An 18,883-nucleotide genomic window follows, 5' to 3' on the forward strand; every position below is an offset into this window, starting at 1 on the left:
TTTTCAGCGTGATCAGCTCCATACATCTTTTACATATCTGTTGTCATTGGCTAGAGAAGTCAGCCATTGTTCAGCTGTTTCTTTCGCACACTGTTTCTCAGTCTGATACAGTTCAATAAGTGTTGCCTCGACATCTGGTGCCATGACCTTTCCATCCCCGCAAATATACAGGTAGGCGCCTTTGTCGAGCAATTTAATGAGCTTGGCTCCATCATTTTTAATGAAGTGCTGGACATACACTTTTTGCTCCTCGTAGCGAGAGTAAGCACGGTGGATGGTGACGGCTCCTTTTTCTTCTGCAAGCTGCATTTCGTCATAATACAGATCATCTTCATGCGGGTGGCGGCAGCCAAAATAAAGATGGGCTTCACCTAACGACTTCCCTTCATTTTGCCATGCTTCCCTTGCCTGAATGAACCCTCTAAACGGGGCGATACCTGTTCCTGGTCCAATCATGATCATTGGTATTTCAGGAGAAGGCGGCAATTCGAATCCTGCTTGAGCTTCATGGAGGAAGCAGGCCACTTCATCTCCTTCTTGCAGTCCGCATAAATAGTTTGATGCGACGCCTGCATATTCACCGCGTCCGCTCCATGATTTTCCTTTCACAACAGCTACTGTGATACTAAGCCTCTTTTCATCCACCTTTGGCGAACTGGAGATCGAGTAATAACGAGGCTTCAATCCTGGTAATAGGGCTAAGAAATGATCAAATGGCAGTTCACATGCTTCGTATTGTTCTAGTAAATCAAGCATGGTCACACGCTTCTTTAATACAGCTTCTTGATAAATTTCTCCCGCCATTTGTTCAAGTTCAATACGATGAGGGGGGCATACCGTATATTTTGCAAGATCTCTTAGCTGAGTACGTGTCACAGGCTCTTGCAACTCTACATGTGACGCCAACAATTCTCCGATTTGAATTGGCTGATTTAATGGTAAATGACTTGCTTCTTTTTCCGAAGAGAGTATCATGTGCTGCTTGGGATCCAACTTAAAACGATCGGTCACTCGCTGAACGAGTGTTGCACTATTTTTTGGCACGATTCCGATATGATCTCCTTCTTTATAGTGCTTGCCTTCAGGTAATTGAAGTTCGATATGCCTTGTTTGGCGGGTACTTTTTTCAGATTGTAATTCTTGATTTTTCAATACAACAGCTGAAAAGGCACCGTATGTTTTAGCTACAGGACGTTCCACTAGCTCATTCGTATATGCAATGGATAGGTTTGGCTTTTCTTGGCGTTTCTCCTGCAAGGTTAAATTGAATTCTTTTGCAAGCTCATCGAAGACTGTCTTCTGGAATGTTTCTTTATCTTCATCCATATCACCGCCCGCATCGCCTTCACCAATATCCGTTACACGCTTCGCCCCTTTTCTTTCAAGTGCTTCATCAATCAGACGAGGAATACGCTGATATGTGCTCGCCCAATTTCGATCTCCGCACCCAAAGACTGCAAATGTCACGTTTGATAGATCCTGCTCCTCATCTTGCGTCACCCAATCCACAAACTGTTTCGCATGGTCAGGCGGATGACCGTTGTATGAAGCCGTTACAATTAAAACTGCGCCTGACTCTGGTAACTTTCGAGTATAATCATCAAGCGGTGCCGTTGTCACGTCAAACCCTTTTGCTTTCCCGTCTTCAGCAAATTCGTTTGCCATCTGCTTTGCTGTGCCCAGATTTGATCCGTACAAGACCAATAGCGGTGTTCCATGACTCGCTATTTTTGCTTCAGCAGATGCCGTGCTTTTTGTTGGTTCTTCTTTCGGAGGCGCCATAAAGAATTGCTGCTTTCTTGGCCGCACTTTGATTTTAAAATCATTCGGCTTAATGGTCAGAGATTCTTTTAAATCCAGTTCATACGACGTATGGTCAATCAGTTCAAGGTTGTGCAGAACCATCGCCAGAACCATCGTGGCTTCATGAAGGGCAAATTGCATCCCAATACATGCACGCTGGCCATTTCCGAACGGTTTATAGGCATGCTGTGGAATCTTTTCAGGATGCATAAAACGTTCAGGCTTGAATTCTTCTGCATCCTCCCCCCAAACCGCTTGATCCCGATGTAATTTAGGAAGCAGCACATTGACACTTTGGTTTTTTTGGATCGGATATTTTCCTCCAATGACTGTATCCTCTTTCGCATAAAGAGAGAACGTAGGCGCCGTTGGCCAGAGGCGAAGTGCTTCATTTAAGACCATACGCGTATAACTTAGTTTTTGAACCTGCTTAAATGTCGGCAGTCCGCCTTGTAGCACGTTGTCTGCTTCTTGTACGGCTTTTTTTAATTTGTCTGGATTCTTTAGTAAAAAATAAATCGCAAATGACAACAATCCACTTGTTGTTTCATGACCTGCTATTAAGAAGGTAATGATTTGATAACGGATATTTTCATCCGACAGGCGTTCACCTGTTTCAGGATCCTTTGCATGTAGCATGAGAGATAGTAAATCATTGCCCGTTTTATCTTGTTTTTTCCGTTCTTGAATAATGTCATCTACTAATTGCTTCATAAAATCAACATCTTGTTCAAATTCTTTTCTTCTTTTGATCATTAATTTATCTGCGACCGGCAATCTGCTTGCTTGATCCATCGCTTCATTTAAACCATTCAGCATGCTTTCAATAAATGGATGTTGATTTTCTTTATAAAAGCTGTTAAATCGAAAATCAAAACCGCATAGCCCGATCGTATCTAAAGTGAGCTTTGTCATATCTTCTGCTACTTCAATTTCTTCATCACGGCCCGTTCTTTGCCATTTTTGTACAAGCTGTGTGGCAATATCGAGCATCATCTCATGATAGCCCTTCATGGCCTGCTGGCTAAACGCCGGCATCAAGATGTGATGAGCCTTTCTCCAATTCGGCTCTTCTGTCCAACTTGTGAATAACCCATCCCCTGAAAATGTTCTCACTTTATTGAGACTGCTTCCAATGAATTTATCAAAACGCCTCTCATCAAATACTTCTTTAGCAAGTTCATGGCTGGAAACAAAAATACTTGTTGCTTTTGAAAATTCAAACTGAAAGATCGGCCCTAATTCATCTGCCAGCCGCCAAAAGGTTTGAGAAAGCTCTCCTTTTTTGATATGAGGAATATTTTTTAAAGGTCCGTATGTTTTTGGTTTTGGAATGATTGATGTTTGTTGCATGTGCCCACTCCCTTTATTTCTTTATGATGCAACGCTAATGGCACGCCATAAGCATTGCTCAATATCTTCTAAAAATTCAATCGTTGGTTCAATTTCCTCTGCTAGAATCTGTTTATGAAGCTGAACGAACGCTCCAAATACAATGGATAAAATCGTTCTCCCTGAAAGATTTGGATGAATTCCATCCTTTTTGCCTTCTTCAAAAATATGAAATAGCTCATTTAATAGCTGCTGCATCTTCTCTTTACTTGTCTCATCTAAATAGTGTGAGCGTTTGTCAATTTCTAAGAAGTACAGACCACTTGGATTCTCTTTTGTAAAGAGCACTAAGCAATAAAAGACATGTTTGAAATAAGCCCTAATGCTTGCTTTAGGGTCTGGACTGTTTGTATTCACCTTGTCGATAAATGCAGTCAGGCTTCGCTGGTATAAAATGTTCACAAGAGCCTCTTTACTATCAAAATAACGATAAATGGTTCCTGCTCCAACATTGGCTCTTTTCGAAATCATCGGCATCGTTGTACCGTCAAAACCCCGTTCAATAAATAAGTCCAGAGAAGCCTTCATAATCTGCTCCTGTTTATCAGTAGTTGCTGCGGGCATTTCATCCTCTCCTTTCGTTTTATCAGGAATGAATATTCATTCCGCTTGGTGTATATTATATTAATATTTTAAATTCTTCTATTTATACTTAAACATACTTATTTTTCTCCGTCACTACATTTTCTGAAAATAATAATAATTGAGAAATGATACCTAGATAGATGACATCCAAACGACTTATAAATATTGGCAGTTCTGTGACGCGCGGGTGTCGTCTGAACTATATGTTCATTCTTGGTCAATTGGAGAATGGATGTGATCGTCATATGTATCAATATATAAACTGCCATTACTTGAACGAACCGCATAAACAATGTCTTTTAAAGACAGCTGCCTTTTTTGAATTTCTTCATATATCCACTGCTCCGTTAATTGGTTTTCATGAAGGTTTTTCAAAATGAGCTTTCCGTCCATAATGACTTCAATGGGCATGTAACGCTCTGCCTGCATCCATAGGTTAAGATCTTTTCGCGTGACATAATCAAATGAAGGGTATTTTTTCACCGACATATGCCCATCTGTTTCAATCATTGCAAATTCAACTTCACTAATGTCAAACACATTCTTTTCTCTGAGCTGTTGATTTAAATAATCAAGTGTATACCTCATTCCTTTCATATTCTCTTCAAGGATTTTGCCATTTTGAATCACAAGCGTTGGTTTACCGGCCATAAAACCTCTCACCTTCCGGCTTCTTAAAGCAAGTAAAGAAATCACATAAATAATGATCACAAGTGTCACAAAAGAAATGGTTGTGTGATGAAGCGGAAGCGTAGTATTAAACGCCAAGTTCGCCGCAATTGAACCTAGACTGATCGCCGCAATGAAATCAAAAATATTCATTTGTGCAATGGTTTGCTTTCCAAGAAGACGGGCACCGCCGAATAAAATAGCAAAAGCAAATATGGTTCGAAGTATGACTTCAATATGATCTGGCATTTCAGCTTCCACCTTTCGATTTCATGAAAAAAAGCCTTTTCTCTAGAAAAGACTCTTTGTTAGACTATGCATTTATTCCGTCATTATTCAAATGGCCCGCTTCCGTTTGCTCAAATTGTGAACGCAGCTCAATGATTGAGCTGTTTCTCACGTTTACTGGATCTTGCTCGAGTAGCCATGTATAAAATCTTGCTTGCTCTGCTGTTTGCAAAGCCTGCATATATTTTTGGGTGGAGCGCTTATCTGCAACACGCTGTTTAATGGATCGCATTTGCTTCCAAAATTGATAATAAGGAAGCTTTAACTTGGTCATAAAGCCGCTATTATCCTCAATGACATAGCCTTCTTCTTTGATTGTGTCATCATGTGATACAGATTGATACCATTTATAGAAAGAGGTCCAATCATGAAACACTGCCACTTGCTGTTTGCACCGCATGCCAAGCTGTTCACTGAGCCTTTTCACTTCAGCAAATGGTTCTTTTTCATAGCTCAGCTGACGCTTCACGATATCAAGTAAAATGAGTTGATCATGATCATATGTGATAATATGCGGATCTTTCCCTGGCAAAATGACTTCAAATACAAGGGATACATGGTTGTCGCGTACGTATGATTTGATGTAATCGACCTGCACATCGTCAAAGGTCGCATAAAATAGCTCTTCGACCCAAGCAGCATGCTGATTTTGCTTCACATGTGACGTATACGATTTGGACGTAAACACCAGCTCATCTTTTATGTCGTTAAACCCAACCGTGCCTAAGTATCCATTTGCTTTATCAAAGACCGTCACAGGAAATTGAAGATGATTCACTAAATGCTGCATTCTGGTTTCAGGACGTTCATCAATATTAAAGAACTTATTATAACTTCTAGACACAATCTGCTTTGAAGTCATATTGATAAACAACCCTCTTGCTTTGACATTTATTTCATCCCATTGTCTTTCACTAAATGCTTTTTTGGTGAAATTAAAAGATGAAATATCGTGTGGCAGCTTTAATTCCTGTACATATTCATGCTGATCTAAATGGGCTAAAAAATCATCCAGCGTCACATTGGGCTGAACAAAGACCGGTTGCTTGTTTTCAGAAGCTCTGTAGACAGGATTGTCAATTTCATGTGTCTCAATCCCGCCTGCTGTGATTTTTAACACACGCAGCTGTCCGCCAAATTCAACCTGACCTTCGAGATTATAAGATCTATCCGCCGCTTGGATAGGCAGTCTATATAAATTGCGATGACCATGAATTTGAATGATATCTAATCCAGAAGTGTTTTGCACAAATAAGTGGTCAATGTCATCTGAATATTCACCTACTCCGTGAATAAGCTGCTGCGTTGAGACATGCAGAAGCTCTTCTGGCAAATGAGCAAGCCCACCATGGGTGACAAGAAATGTCTGACCATGATACGTAAAATAGGTGAGCTGATGAAATGTTCTGACAAACTTCCTTAATTCTTTTAGGTCAAAACCTGCTTCCGCAATTTCAGGCGCAGTATGACGGTTAAACATATTACTTCTCACTTTTTCTTCATGTGCATATTTGTAAAGATGCTGATCATGATTTCCTTCAATGACGATCACATTGCGGCATTCTCTATGTGCCAGCATCCATTCTAACACTTCCTTGTTTTCTATTCCTCTATCAAGCAAATCACCTGCAAAGATATAAAGCTCGTTTTCTTTCAAGTCTCCTTGCAAATAAGTATTTAGAGCTGTGTAACAGCCGTGAATATCACCGAAGACATGAATGGCCTCATACTGATCAAAAGATCTGGGCTGATAAGTCATAATAGCTGGATATTCCTCAGGCATCAAAACGGTTACCCATGAAGGCACCTTCTCTGTCTTTAACCGTTCATTCATTTGATATAACACAGATTCCTTCACTACTTTGTGCGGCTCTCGACCGCGATTTTGCAGCAGGGATGTTTCAAGAGGCACTTGCGTAAAATCGACAACATACACTCTATAGCGATATGAAGTAGCTAATGATTTATACTGCGAAATGGACTTACTTGTGACATGTGTTGCATCAATGACAGTAAAGTCTCCTCGTTCCATTCGGGCTGTGAGGAGTTCAAATAATAAAGACCAGACTTTATGATCATGTTTGCTTGAAATTTCCGGCTTCCCATTGACTGATAACTGCGGAGGCTGGGTTAACAGACGGATCTGATCCGCTGATAATGTATATGGTTCTAAGCCTTGTTCTTTGATCCAAGTTGATTTACCTGCACCTGGGAGACCTCGTAAAAGGACTAAAGTTCTCATAATGGTTCTCCTTTAATGAGTGATATTTTACCTATTATAGATAAATTATGGATAAATCTCAATCTTTTATTTTTTATGGCAATATATAGATATAAGGAGGGTTACACATGCCTAATGAAGCGAATACTGCATTCAACATTGGGGATATCGTATTCAAGTATTTTCTCTTCTATTTATTGCATTGATCGTGACCATCGTTGTCATCGCGATTCGAATGATACGAAGAAAACAAGTGGAATTGAAGAAAGTCGAGGCTAGATTAAACAAAGTAATTGAAAAAAATCATTTAAAAGAGTAAAAAAATCCGGGAGTTAACCGGATTTTTTTGTTTTCATCACGATTCCTTGTCGCTGCTGCATCAAAAAGAAAAAGACACCTAAAAGGACAAGAAGACCACCGAACATTTGCATCAGCGTGACTTTCTCTCCAAGCAGTAAAACAGCGAGTATCGTTGCCCCAACAGGTTCGCCTAGAATACTCATTGAAATAGTTGTCGCATTCACATAGGTTAACAGCCAGTTGTTAATGACATGGGACATGGTAGGGATAATGGCGAGCAGTAAAAAAATCCCCCATTCTTTACCCGAATAGCCTACAAAAGGCGTTTGCTGTATAAGGTTAAATAAAATTAAAAAAAGGCCGGCAAAACCAAATACACAAAAACTATAAATCCAATGAGATATCTTTCTCACAGCTTGTTGACCGATTAATAAATAACAAACAACAGCGATTACACTGAAAAAGGATAAAATGTCTCCTATAATGGCGTCTTGGCTATGTCCGATATCCCCCCATCCGATCATGAGCGCACCAACAATCGCCGCACACATTGTGAAAATGGCTGACTTCGTTGTTCGTTCACGAAAAATGAGAAATCCGCCTAATAATGACACCATCGGCTGAAGTGCAATGATGATTGTAGAGCTCGCCACTGTGGTGAGCTTCAATGAGCCGAACCACAAAACAAAATGGAGCCCTAAAAAGAAACCTGACATACATAAGAAAAACCAGTCTCTCCGCTTTAACGAGACAAACTCTTTTTGACGCGGCAGAATAAACGGAAGCATCAAAACCGCCGCAAATATCATTCGATACATACTTAAAATAGCAGCAGGCGCACTTGACCACTTCACAATAATGGCCGAAAACGAAATCGCAATGATGGAGATCACAAGCGGCACCGCAATCGACTTCTTTGGAGCATTTGTCTTCATTTCCATTAGCAGCTTCCTTTACATCAGCAGTAGATGAGCTTCTCATCTTGTATGACGTCATCTTACTATGACTATTCGCCTAGAGGCAAGATGAATTTTTAGAATGTTTACATAAAAAAAGCTTTCTCCACGAAAGCCCCAGATTGTTGACAAAGGGCTAAAATGAACTTTATTTTAGCCCTTTGTCTTCTTTTCAGCGTGATAGAAAACCTTTGCAGCCCTAGGAAGGACGAGCATCGGCGCGGAGCGAATTTAACATTCGTGAGCACCGAAGCGCAGGACTGACACCGAATGCGAGGGTTTGCCTACACGCTGAAGCTTTCTTCACGAAAGCCCTTATTCATCATCTATTAATACATACACAGCCCGCACCGGCCCATGAACACCAACCACTAAATTCATTTCAATATCGGCAGAATTACTTGGACCTGATATAAAATGAATGGCGCCTTTCGTCTGCTCTCCTTCTTCTACTAGGCGATGAAGAGCTGAAACAGCATGAATCATCCGCGGGACAATTGTGCTTTTTTCAATACATACCATATACATCATCGGTAAAAAATGAAGTGATCTCCCTTGACCTTGATGGGAGGAAAGAACAACCGTTCCGGATTCTGCAAGTGTGTAATCACTGAATACCACTGCATATTTCGCTTGTTCTGCCTGCCTTATATTTTCTTCTCTTGATGTATCTGCATTCCAGCTAGTGACTGAGATTCCTTCTTTCCGCAAGGCTTGAAACATAGGATGACATTCATATTGTGCAAAACGTCTATCGCTCGAAGTCATCACAGGACCTTCTCCATACTCTTTCATCAATAATCGTAACGTTGAGGGTGCTTCTTTTGGCGTTGTTTCTACCACTTTCGTATGAATTTGCTGACATTGCACCTTCAATTGCTCTACCAATTCTTCTTTCGACAGACCTTCATTTGTTTCCCAATTGACTCGATGCTTCCAAACCGGACGCCGAATAGATGCAGGCTTGGAGGAGCTTTTGCCTAATTGTTGCTGGATATGTGCTAAAAATGGTTCTCGATGAGAAATGGATCCTTTCATTGCCGCTCCTCCTTTTGTTTCTTTTTAAACCAATCCCGAAACCTTTCTTTGCTTGGCGCTGGGAGGTCACGAATTTCTGTCCAATTCTTTAAAGGACCCGCACCTTTTGAAATCTGTCCGTTTGAAGTCATACGTTTCAAGAGCACAGGGGCTGCTTTTGTGCCAAATCGATACATTCTAGGAGTGGATGCGCCCATTCCGAACATTTTCATTGCCATCATTTCCGCTTTAGGCGCTCTCCCCTCTTTTTCAACGATGACTTGTCGATGTTTGATTAATAATTCGTGAAGTGGAATTTTCACTGGACAAGCATCTGTACAGGCTGCGCACAAACTTGAGGCGAAAGGAAGCTCTTGGTAGTCGTCATATCCTCCAAGTAGCGGCGAAAGAACAGCACCAATCGGACCCGGGTAAATTGATCCGTACGAATGACCGCCAACATGCCGATAAACGGGGCACACATTGATACAGGCTGCACACCGAATACATTGCAAAACTGGCTGAAATTCCGTCCCTAATATATTTGACCGTCCGTTATCCACAATGACCAAATGAAACTCTTCTGGCCCATCAACTTCTTCTTCTCCTTTTGGCCCCACGACAGAGATATAGCTTGTTAACTTTTGACCTACTGCGCTTCTGCACAATAGACCGACAAGGACATCGAGCTCCTCCATCGTTGGTACAAGCCGCTCCATCCCCATGACTGCGATATGTGTCTTTGGAATGGACGTGACAAGATCCGCATTCCCTTCATTCGTCACAAGACAAATCGATCCTGTGTCAGCCACAGCAAAGTTACAGCCCGTCACACCAATGTCTGCTTCAAGAAATTTTTCTCGTAACAAAGCTCTTACAAATTTGGTCATTTCTTCAGGAGTCTCTGACATATCATATCCAAGCTTTTCGTGAAAAACTTCCCGTATTTGTTCTTTCGTCATATGAAGGGCTGGTGCCACGATATGTGAAGGTGGTTCATGGTCATCAACTTGAAGAATATATTCTCCAAGATCGCTTTCAACTACCTCGCAGCCAATCTCTTCTAGCGCTTGATTCATTTCAATTTCTTCTGTGACCATTGATTTTGATTTCACGATCTTTTTTGCTGCTTTTTTTTGTGCGACATCTTGGATGTACGCCGATGCCTCTTCCTTTGTTTTTGCAAAAAACACATGACCTCCACGTCTACTCACGCTCTCACTTAATTGATATAAGTAGTCATCAAGGTGGGCAAGTGTATGCTGCCTGATGTCCTCTCCAAGTTCACGCCACTTTTCCCAGTTTCCAAGCACTTCACTTGCAGTCATCCGTCTTTTATACAGACGCTCCTGTGCAGAGGAAACAGCTCCTCTCATCACAGCGTCTTCTAATCCTTCGCCGATCCGCTCTTTAAAAGCCTTCTCTCCAATTTTCATACTCATGTGCCGTTCCCCCTCTTAGCTTCAGCGGCTATTCAACACTTCTGCGATATGCATCACTTTAACTGGCTTATGAAGACGATTCAGCCTTCCCCCGATATTCAGCAGACATCCACAGTCAGCACCGATGATATATTCAGCGCCTGTCTCCTCTATGCTTTGTACTTTTTCATCGACCATCTGCTCAGAAATGGGTGTCATTTTGATTGAAAAAGTTCCTCCAAATCCGCAGCAATTTTCAGCGCGAGGCAATGGTTCCATCACCAAATCTTTGACATTTGACAACAGTGTGAAAGGCGCTTCCTTAATTCTAAGCAGTCTCGTCATATGGCAGGAGGTATGATAGGTGGCTTTTCCTTTCAAACTCGCTCCTACATCTGTTACATGTAATATATCAACAATAAATTCCGTTAATTCATATGTTTTCGCAGCAAGTGCCTGAGCACGGGCGAACCACGCTCGGTCTTCTTTAAAAAGGTGCGGATATTCTAAAAACATGGCCTTACAAGAACCTGATGGTGTGACGACATATTCAGCTGATTCAAAGGCTTTCATCATATTTTTGGCCGCTTTGATTGTTTCTTTTGTATAGCCGCTGTTAAAGGCGGGCTGCCCGCAGCACACTTGTTCTTCAGGGAATTCCACTTCAACACCAAGCCGCTCTAACACCTCAACAGTCGCCTTTCCTACATGTGGCTGCATCGTGTCAATGATACAGGTGACAAATAAACTGACTCTCATCGGCGAACTTCCTTTCTTTTGCTGCACCTTGATTTATGTCCGGTCATCTGATGACTGAATAATGGACCTTCATTTCATTTTAATCCCAAATTTCTGAAATTTCAACGAACGGATTTGTCTAAAATTTGGACATCATGCTTGTGTGATACATGAAAAAACGCCCTTTTTACAGGGCGTTTGAGAACATTCATGTTTTTATTTCTTCATACTACCGAAGGAAGTGTCGTCTTTCACACAAACCGCCTTCACTTCATGATTTTCTTTATGTGATGAATTCGTTTTTCAAAAGAAGGATGACTTTCACGCCATTCAGATTTTCTTCCGTCATCTCCATCTTCTTCAATCAAATGACTTAATTTTATCAAAGTATTGAGATATAGAGTTTGATTCTCAAGATGGTGAACAGCAAAGCGATCCGCCTGAATCTCAAATAACCGACTCATTTTCTTTGGCAACCACTCCGTCATAAATATTATGATTAATACCCCTACTGGGAACAACAAAATATATTGCCACCAACCATTGGCAAGCATCACCTGTCTGGCATAATACATACTGATTCCCATAAGTAAAGTGACAATCACAGTGAGGTAAATGGTGAAATGCGCATGTTTTAATTTTACATGTCCCATTTCGTGGAATAAGATCGCACGAATTTCCTCTGTATCAAACTTATCTAATAACCCTTCCGTCACATATAGATTGACTTTTCTTCTAAATGGAAGTTGAAATGAATATATCCAGGCATTCACATCATGTTGTGAGTCTTTTTTTACCCATATTTTTACCTTTTGGTTCGTTTGATGCTCAATATCTTTGCAAATATTTATGAATTCGTCCGTCCATAAGACTTCATACTTATTTATCATTTTTTGAATGAATGAGTAACCCATAATAAATAAGATGACTAGGGCGAAATACCAAGCACAAAATAGAATAAGATGATCCATAACCTTCGCTTGAAACGCCAAAGGCATGACTAAATAAGAGCCGAAATATATCAAGGATAATGTGATAGCACCAAATAAAACGACTTGCTCCCTAACGTTCAGGAAGAATGAATTTCCTAAAGTGTCTTCATTTTCTCCTAATACATCAGAAGAATCTTTTGTCACATACTCAAATGAATAAGCTGTCAATAAGACTGACAGGAAAATAGGTACAAGTATAGAGAGAATCATACTCAACACATAAGATCCTGTAACTGATAGCACGTATCCCATTAAAAAATAATAATTTAATCCCAAGGGAAGAAAAATGGCTAGAACAAAGGGAATGAATAATGTGAATAGGTTTTTCATCGATTCATGAAGGTTAAATAGGAAAAATAACAAAGCGGGCAAAAGAATTCCCATTAAAGTCATGAATGTAACAAATGTGGTGCTATACTTAAAGTTTGTGCTGATCTTAGTTGTTTCTGTTAGATTCGTTAGATTGTATGTAGAAAAGAAGGGATTTTGCGTTACTTGTTCCATCATGATCGTATCATCATGGATAGGTACAAAACCTTTTCTTAGAAAAACCAATGCCTTATCATTCATTATTTTTTCTGTTTCAATCATACTGATTCCATTCGCAGATGGGATCTGTGTGAGATTTATGTACTTTCCACTTAATTGAAGGGATGCTTCTGATGTGCCATTGAAAGAGCCGTCTTGATAGGTTAATAAAACGTCACCCTGATATAGCGAATGAGCGACGAATACTTTTGGATTGCTTTCTTTGTTCGAATCAAGTAAAACAAATGGTGAAACAACGGCTGAACGAAAACCGAGTTCAATCATAATGACGATGATTGTGATTATACTGGCAGTGAGATAAGAGAGGAAGGCTTTGCGTAACATGTCATCACATCCTGCTGTTTAATAGGATTAAAACAAAATGAATATCTTGAATAATGTATTTCATAATAAAGTAAGCGTCATTCATTTGCTGGAATCATCTCATAAAATTCTAACATCTAAATACAAGAATATGTACGACAAAATGGACATTACACCTATATTTCAAAAGAATGGCTCAATGAGGATAGAAAAAACGCCCTTTTTACAGGGCGTTTTTACATGTTTAGTTTGACATCATTTCTCGTATTCTATCTTCAATAGATGTTAAAGAACGGCCTAATAGTTTTTCGAAATCATGGCTTTCGACTGCCAATGCCCCATCGCGAATTCCGCTTTGCATCGCTTTGACAAATGGAACAGCTTCTTTCGGTACACCATTTGACGCTAAAAATTCTCCAAATGTATCTACATCCATGTGCTCTACTTTGATTTCTTTCCCGCTCACTTTGCTAACCATTTGTGCAAGTTCAGTGTGTGTGCGAAGCGGTCCTGACAATTCATAGATTTCCTGATCATGTGCCGGCAGTGTTAACGCATTTGCTGCTGCTTCTGCATAGTCATTTCTTGTTGCCCAGCCGACTTTACCTTCACCAATTGGGCTGATAAACGGCGCTCCGTTCACTGATGCCAGAATCGTATCTTTTTCATTTTCCACATACCAATTGTTTCTTAGAAAAACATGAGGTATGCCAGAGGCCAAAATTGCTTCTTCTGTTTTTGCATGGTCATGTGCTAGGTTAAGCTGACTTTCTCTTGCATTGACAACACTTGTATAAGCAATAAATGACACATTTGCTGCTTTCGCTGCTTGGATGGCATTGATATGCTGCTTCACGCGGTCTCCATCCCCAGACGAAATGATCAAAAGGCGATCAATCCCTTGAAACGCTGATTGAAGTGTATCCGGCTGTGTGAAGTCTCCCTTGCGCACATCCACCCCAGCTTCCTTTAGATGAACTGCTTTTTGCGGATCTCGAACACTGACCGCCAATTGTTCAGCTGGTACTTTTGCGAGCAAATGTTTGACGACGAGCGATCCAAGTTGTCCTGTTGCACCTGTCACTAATAATGTCATTGATTTGACCTCCTCATTTTTCGTTCAACGGTGATGTTTCATGTATGAAGCAGCTGGTTTCTTGCATCAGATCATTCGTTATAATCGAAATGGTTACAACGAAGGGGTAAAAAAAGCTCTATGTATGAGCTTTTTCTACTCCGCCTCGATTAATAATTGCTTAATTGTCACTTGTTTAAGGTGATGCTCAAGTGCGGACTGTGCTTCTTTAAGTTCTTGCCGCAGTCTCGTATCCATGGCTTGACCAATTGGACATGCAATGACTGGTTGATGAAAGTTAAATAACTCTTCATCTTCGCTTACATCCACAGCCCGGTACACATCTAGTAGAGTAATGTCCTCTGCCGGCCTTTTTAAAGAAGCACCGCCAACTCCTCGGCGAATCTCAATGAGATCCGCCTTTTTGAGCATAGCCATCATTTTTCTGATAATGACTGGATTTGAATTAACACTTTCTGCAATAAAATCCCCTGTGCACTCTTTTGAAACACCCGCAATAAAAGACAAGATATGAACAGCAATGGTATATCTGCTGCTAATTTGTTTCACATTCCTTCACCACCGTTGTAATCAATATAGTTACAATAAGCGGTTTTGTCAATCAATAAACGGATGTTTCTTTCTTTCCCAATCTTCAAATGTCATCATCTCATGATGTTCTCCTGCATCGATTTCAAGCGGTGCAATGCATTCAAGCAAATTGCCATCTGGGTCAAGAAAGTAAATCGCGGCATGAAATTGTGGCGGATTATCAAGTACTAAAGGCTGTTGCTCTTCCGAAAAGCCAAACATCGGATGTATGCTGATCCCTTTTTCTATCAGCCATTCTTTGATCTGCTCAATGCTGGATGTTTCTATTTGGAACGCAACATGTCGAGTGGCTGGATGATATGGAATAGTGGATATATCAGCCTTCCATAAGCCAAGCCAGCTCTTTCCTTTCTCAATCCATAGAAAAGCCACTCGTTCATTTTCATGAGCAAGTGTTAATTCCAATTTTTCATAAAAAGAAATGGATGCCTTCAAATCACTCACAGGTAAATGTGCTTCATACAAGCCTTTCATCATCATTTCAATCACTCCTTTACTATCTTCTATTGTGCAGGAATTGAAAACATTCTTCCTCAGCAAAACGATGTATTTCAACCAAGCCATTGGATTGAGATGGTTAAATGTTTGATCCATTGCATATGGGGGAAGGTGTTCAAATAAAAGAAAGGAGCGTTCAATATGCCTTGGACAATGGAAGATTATCCAGCTTCATTCCAATCACTAGACAAAGTCATTCGAAAAAAAGCACTTGAGATTTCCAACAAAATGGTGCAGGAAGGCTATGAAGAAGGTAGAGCGATTCCAATTGCGATCAATCAAGCGAAAGAGTGGAAAAAGAATGCGACGGAAAAAGAAATGGAGGACTTTCACTCTCATGGTTCTGTGACTCCTTCTAAGAAAAGCAGCTCTGCACGACCTGAGCTCATGGATCATGCGCAGCATGTCGTGAAACATGATGAAGGCTGGGCGGTTCAAACTGAAAAAGCGAAGCGTGCAAGTGAGGTAAAAGAAACGAAACAGGAAGCCATCGACCGCGCGAAAGAGATTTCATCTAAAAAAGGAACAGCAGTTGTCATCCACCGAACAGACGGGACGATTCAGGATGTGGTGAAGCCAAAATAAGACCGCCCTTTGGCGAGCGGTCTTTTCTTTATGCATTCTTTTCTTTTTTAGCGGGTGCTTTTCTTTTCTTAGGTGCTGCTTTTTTCGTTTTTGCCGGTTTTGATCGATCGATAGAAGCCTGCAAAGCGGCCATTAAATCGGTGACATTGGATGAAGCCTCTTTTTTACCTGTCGTTTCTGGCTGAACGGTATGTTCTCCAGAGATTTTGTCTCCAATGACATTCATCAGCTGCTCTCTGTATTCATCCCGATATGCGGCTGGATCGAATGTGGTGGTCAGCTGCTCAATTAAAAGGAGCGCTGTGTCTAACTCTTTCTTCACGATGTTTTCCTCTTGCGGGATATTCGGGACGTCTGATACTTGCCTAATTTCGTCAGGGAAATGAATGGTTTCCATTAGTAAAATATGTTCGTAGCACCTAACAATCGCTAATTGCTCCTTTGAGCGAATCATGATCTTGGCTACACCGATTTTCCCTGATTCTTGCAACGCTTTTCTTAATAATGAATAAGCCTTTGCTCCGCCGGTATCTGGAGATAGAAAATAACTTCTTTCATAATAGATGGGGTCGATTTCTTCTATCTTCACAAAATCAATAATTTCGACGGCTTTTTCTTCATTTTCTTTTCTCAGCCTTTCGAGTTCTTCCTCATCCAATTCAATGAATTTATTTTTGGCATACTCGTACGCTTTTACAATTTGCTCTGGCGCTACCTCCTCGCCGCAGTTAGCACAAACCTTTTTGTAGTTAATCGGCGTATGGCATTCTTTATGAAGCTGTCTTAATTTAATATCTTTGTTTTCTGTAGCGGTAAACAGCTTGACTGGAATATTGACCAGTCCGAAGCTAATGCCGCCCTTCCATACTGTATGCATCGTAACGCCTCCGTTCTTTTCTTCTTACTATGTAATGTTTTCATCAGAGTTATGTATGTTTATGAAAATTTCATCCCACCATAAGAACACATGATGTAAGGAAGTGAAAACACAATGAAACCGATGCGTTTAACGTCTGCACATGATATTCCTGTTGGAGCAGACTGGCTGTATGAATTAAAATATGACGGCTTTAGGGCCATTCTTATATGGGAAAAAGACGCCATCCATTTAGAGAGCAGAGCCGGAAAGCGATTAAATGAACAATTTCCTGAAGTCATTGATCAGTGCCAGCAACTAACAAAGCAGCTTGCACCTTTTTTACCGCTGACCCTAGATGGAGAATTGGTCTTTTTACTGAGTGAACAAGAAAGCGACTTTACTAAAGTTCAGCAAAGAGGCCGCCTGAAAAACACAGAAACCATTCAACGCCAGGCTAAGCGGTTTCCATGCCATTTGATTGCATTTGATCTATTGAGATGCAAAGGGAAATCCCTCGTTGATTTACCGCTGATTGTAAGAAAAGCTGAGCTGCATGAGGTGTTCCAAGCAGCAAATCTTCCTCCCTCCGTTCAGCTGAATCACCCCTCTCTTCTTCAAATCATCCAAACCGATAGCAGCTCTGATGACATGAAAAAAATCATGCTGACCTATTTAGCGGAAGGATTAGTTGCTAAAAAGAAGATGAGTAAATGGCAGGAGCATACCCGCTCGAAAGAATGGCTCAAAATCAAAAATTGGCGGTTTGTATCTGTCATCGTGACTCGTTTTGATAAAGACAATGGCTATTTTCAAGGATGTCTTTATCAAGAAACGAATCTCTTAGAGGTTGTCCAATTTAAGCATGGTTTTTCTAAAGAAGAAGAACAAACCCTGCGCACCTTATTTCTAACCAAAGGTCAAATGACTGGAGCATCACATTATGAAATCCCACCATCCATTGTCGCAAAGATCGCCTGTATTTCTTTTGATGGATCAGCCTTACGTGAGCCCCGGTTCTTTTCGTTTTTATTCGATGCAGATCCAGCAACGTGTACCTTTCAACACATGCTCAAACAGCTTTATCCGCTCCCAGCTATGATTGACGTCACCCACCCAGAGAAACCGGTTGTACCTGCCCTTCATATCACAAAGGCAGATTACTTACTTTATTTGAGGCAAGCCGCTCCCTATTTATTACCCTTTTTACGTGAAAGACGTCTTACGTTAATACGCTTTCCTCATGGCACTGGTGGAGAATCTTTTTATCAAAAGGCAACGCCCGATTATGCGCCTGATTTTGTTGAGACAGATCAAGCGAACGATATTTCTTACACAATCTGTAATGATCCTGACACGTTGCTTTGGCTTGGTAACCAGCTGGCGATGGAATTTCATATTCCTTTTGAAACGAGAGATACAGATCGGCCTGTAGAAATTGTATTTGATTTAGATCCGCCTTCTGTTAAAGAGTTTCACCTAGCAATAGAAGCAGCCAAACGAATCAAGGCCATTTTAGATGGACTCTTTCTCACCGCATTTATTAAAACAAGTGGTGGGAAAGGGCTGCAAGTTTATATCCCATTGAAGAAAAATGCCTTCACATATGAACAAACTAGACAATTCACTGCGTTCATCTGCCAATTTTTATGCGAACAAGCACCCGAGCTGTTTACGCTAGAGCGTCTAAAGAAAAACCGCGGCAACCGTTTATATTTAGACTACCTTCAACATGATGCTGGAAAAACAATCATCGCCCCGTATTCCCCGAGAGGAAACGAGCTTGGACTTGTTGCAACACCGATTGAATGGGAAGAATTAAATAGCGAAGAATGTCATCCTTCTTTATTTACGATGCCGGCTGTTATGAAACGTCTAAAGGAAAAAGGCGATCCATTCCGTCAAATGAGGCACCATGTGAATGATGATTCTTTTCGACAAGTTTTATATCAGCTGCAGGACATATTACCAGCTCATAAAATGGACACACGCGGTCATTAAGCGTTACACTTATTCATTAGAG

15 protein-coding genes are annotated in these 18,883 nt (G+C 40.8%); 2 read left to right on the forward strand and 13 right to left on the reverse strand.

The genetic code is table 11. The features are described 5' to 3' along the window. Nucleotides 1-12 precede the first annotated feature (12 nt). From FBF75_RS00625 to FBF75_RS00685, 12 genes are all read right to left on the reverse strand, one after another. Complete coding sequence (locus FBF75_RS00625) at nucleotides 13-3,156, reverse strand: bifunctional cytochrome P450/NADPH--P450 reductase (RefSeq protein WP_136944339.1); 3,144 nt, start codon at nucleotides 3,154-3,156, stop codon at nucleotides 13-15. Between the two features lie 21 nt (nucleotides 3,157-3,177). Then, nucleotides 3,178-3,759, reverse strand: a complete 582-nt coding sequence (locus tag FBF75_RS00630; protein ID WP_007499369.1) for a TetR/AcrR family transcriptional regulator — start codon at nucleotides 3,757-3,759, stop codon at nucleotides 3,178-3,180. A 228-nt stretch (nucleotides 3,760-3,987) separates the two neighbouring features. Continuing rightward, nucleotides 3,988-4,698 (reverse strand): DUF421 domain-containing protein, encoded by a 711-nt coding sequence (locus FBF75_RS00635; protein ID WP_017359590.1) that lies wholly within the window; start codon nucleotides 4,696-4,698, stop codon nucleotides 3,988-3,990. Nucleotides 4,699-4,762: 64 nt separating this feature from the next. Beyond that, nucleotides 4,763-6,979, reverse strand: a complete 2,217-nt coding sequence (locus FBF75_RS00640) for an RNA ligase (RefSeq protein ID WP_136944340.1) — start codon at nucleotides 6,977-6,979, stop codon at nucleotides 4,763-4,765. A gap of 311 nt (nucleotides 6,980-7,290) precedes the next feature. After that, nucleotides 7,291-8,199 carry a DMT family transporter gene (locus tag FBF75_RS00650; protein ID WP_060781073.1) on the reverse strand — a complete coding sequence of 303 codons (909 nt, stop codon included), beginning with the start codon at nucleotides 8,197-8,199 and terminating at the stop codon, nucleotides 7,291-7,293. 330 nt (nucleotides 8,200-8,529) lie between these two features. Continuing rightward, on the reverse strand, nucleotides 8,530-9,252 hold the full coding sequence (locus tag FBF75_RS00655; protein ID WP_017367317.1) for a LutC/YkgG family protein: 723 nt from the start codon (nucleotides 9,250-9,252) through the stop codon (nucleotides 8,530-8,532). Next, nucleotides 9,249-10,673, reverse strand: coding sequence for a LutB/LldF family L-lactate oxidation iron-sulfur protein (locus FBF75_RS00660; protein WP_136944341.1), 1,425 nt, complete (start codon nucleotides 10,671-10,673; stop codon nucleotides 9,249-9,251). The genes FBF75_RS00655 and FBF75_RS00660 overlap by 4 nt, the downstream gene beginning before the upstream one ends. A gap of 21 nt (nucleotides 10,674-10,694) precedes the next feature. Beyond that, nucleotides 10,695-11,411: a (Fe-S)-binding protein gene (locus FBF75_RS00665; RefSeq protein WP_035700904.1), complete on the reverse strand. Its 717-nt coding sequence runs from the start codon at nucleotides 11,409-11,411 to the stop codon at nucleotides 10,695-10,697. A gap of 245 nt (nucleotides 11,412-11,656) precedes the next feature. Further along, complete coding sequence (locus FBF75_RS00670) at nucleotides 11,657-13,255, reverse strand: M48 family metalloprotease (protein ID WP_136944342.1); 1,599 nt, start codon at nucleotides 13,253-13,255, stop codon at nucleotides 11,657-11,659. Nucleotides 13,256-13,478: 223 nt separating this feature from the next. Continuing rightward, nucleotides 13,479-14,330 (reverse strand): SDR family oxidoreductase, encoded by an 852-nt coding sequence (locus tag FBF75_RS00675; RefSeq protein ID WP_136944343.1) that lies wholly within the window; start codon nucleotides 14,328-14,330, stop codon nucleotides 13,479-13,481. A gap of 135 nt (nucleotides 14,331-14,465) precedes the next feature. Continuing rightward, nucleotides 14,466-14,879, reverse strand: coding sequence for an Rrf2 family transcriptional regulator (locus tag FBF75_RS00680; RefSeq protein ID WP_035700902.1), 414 nt, complete (start codon nucleotides 14,877-14,879; stop codon nucleotides 14,466-14,468). Nucleotides 14,880-14,927: 48 nt separating this feature from the next. Then, the gene (locus FBF75_RS00685; RefSeq protein WP_051626170.1) at nucleotides 14,928-15,401 is read right to left on the reverse strand and encodes a VOC family protein; all 474 of its coding nucleotides are present in this window, start codon (nucleotides 15,399-15,401) and stop codon (nucleotides 14,928-14,930) included. Between the two features lie 159 nt (nucleotides 15,402-15,560). Between FBF75_RS00685 and FBF75_RS00690 the strand changes: the two genes are divergently transcribed. Next, nucleotides 15,561-16,004: a DUF2188 domain-containing protein gene (locus FBF75_RS00690; RefSeq protein WP_060832353.1), complete on the forward strand. Its 444-nt coding sequence runs from the start codon at nucleotides 15,561-15,563 to the stop codon at nucleotides 16,002-16,004. 28 nt (nucleotides 16,005-16,032) lie between these two features. Here FBF75_RS00690 and ku read toward each other — a convergent pair whose 3' ends face one another. Then, nucleotides 16,033-16,881, reverse strand: coding sequence for a non-homologous end joining protein Ku (gene ku, locus FBF75_RS00695; protein WP_008343945.1), 849 nt, complete (start codon nucleotides 16,879-16,881; stop codon nucleotides 16,033-16,035). 114 nt (nucleotides 16,882-16,995) lie between these two features. On the opposite strand from ku, the gene FBF75_RS00700 reads away from it, so the two are divergent. Next, nucleotides 16,996-18,861, forward strand: coding sequence for a DNA ligase D (locus FBF75_RS00700; RefSeq protein WP_136944344.1), 1,866 nt, complete (start codon nucleotides 16,996-16,998; stop codon nucleotides 18,859-18,861). Nucleotides 18,862-18,883: the final 22 nt, after the last annotated feature.

Source organism: Bacillus sp. S2(2019) (assembly GCF_005144805.1).
In the GTDB taxonomy this organism is placed as follows: Bacteria; Bacillota; Bacilli; order Bacillales; family Bacillaceae; genus Bacillus; species Bacillus altitudinis.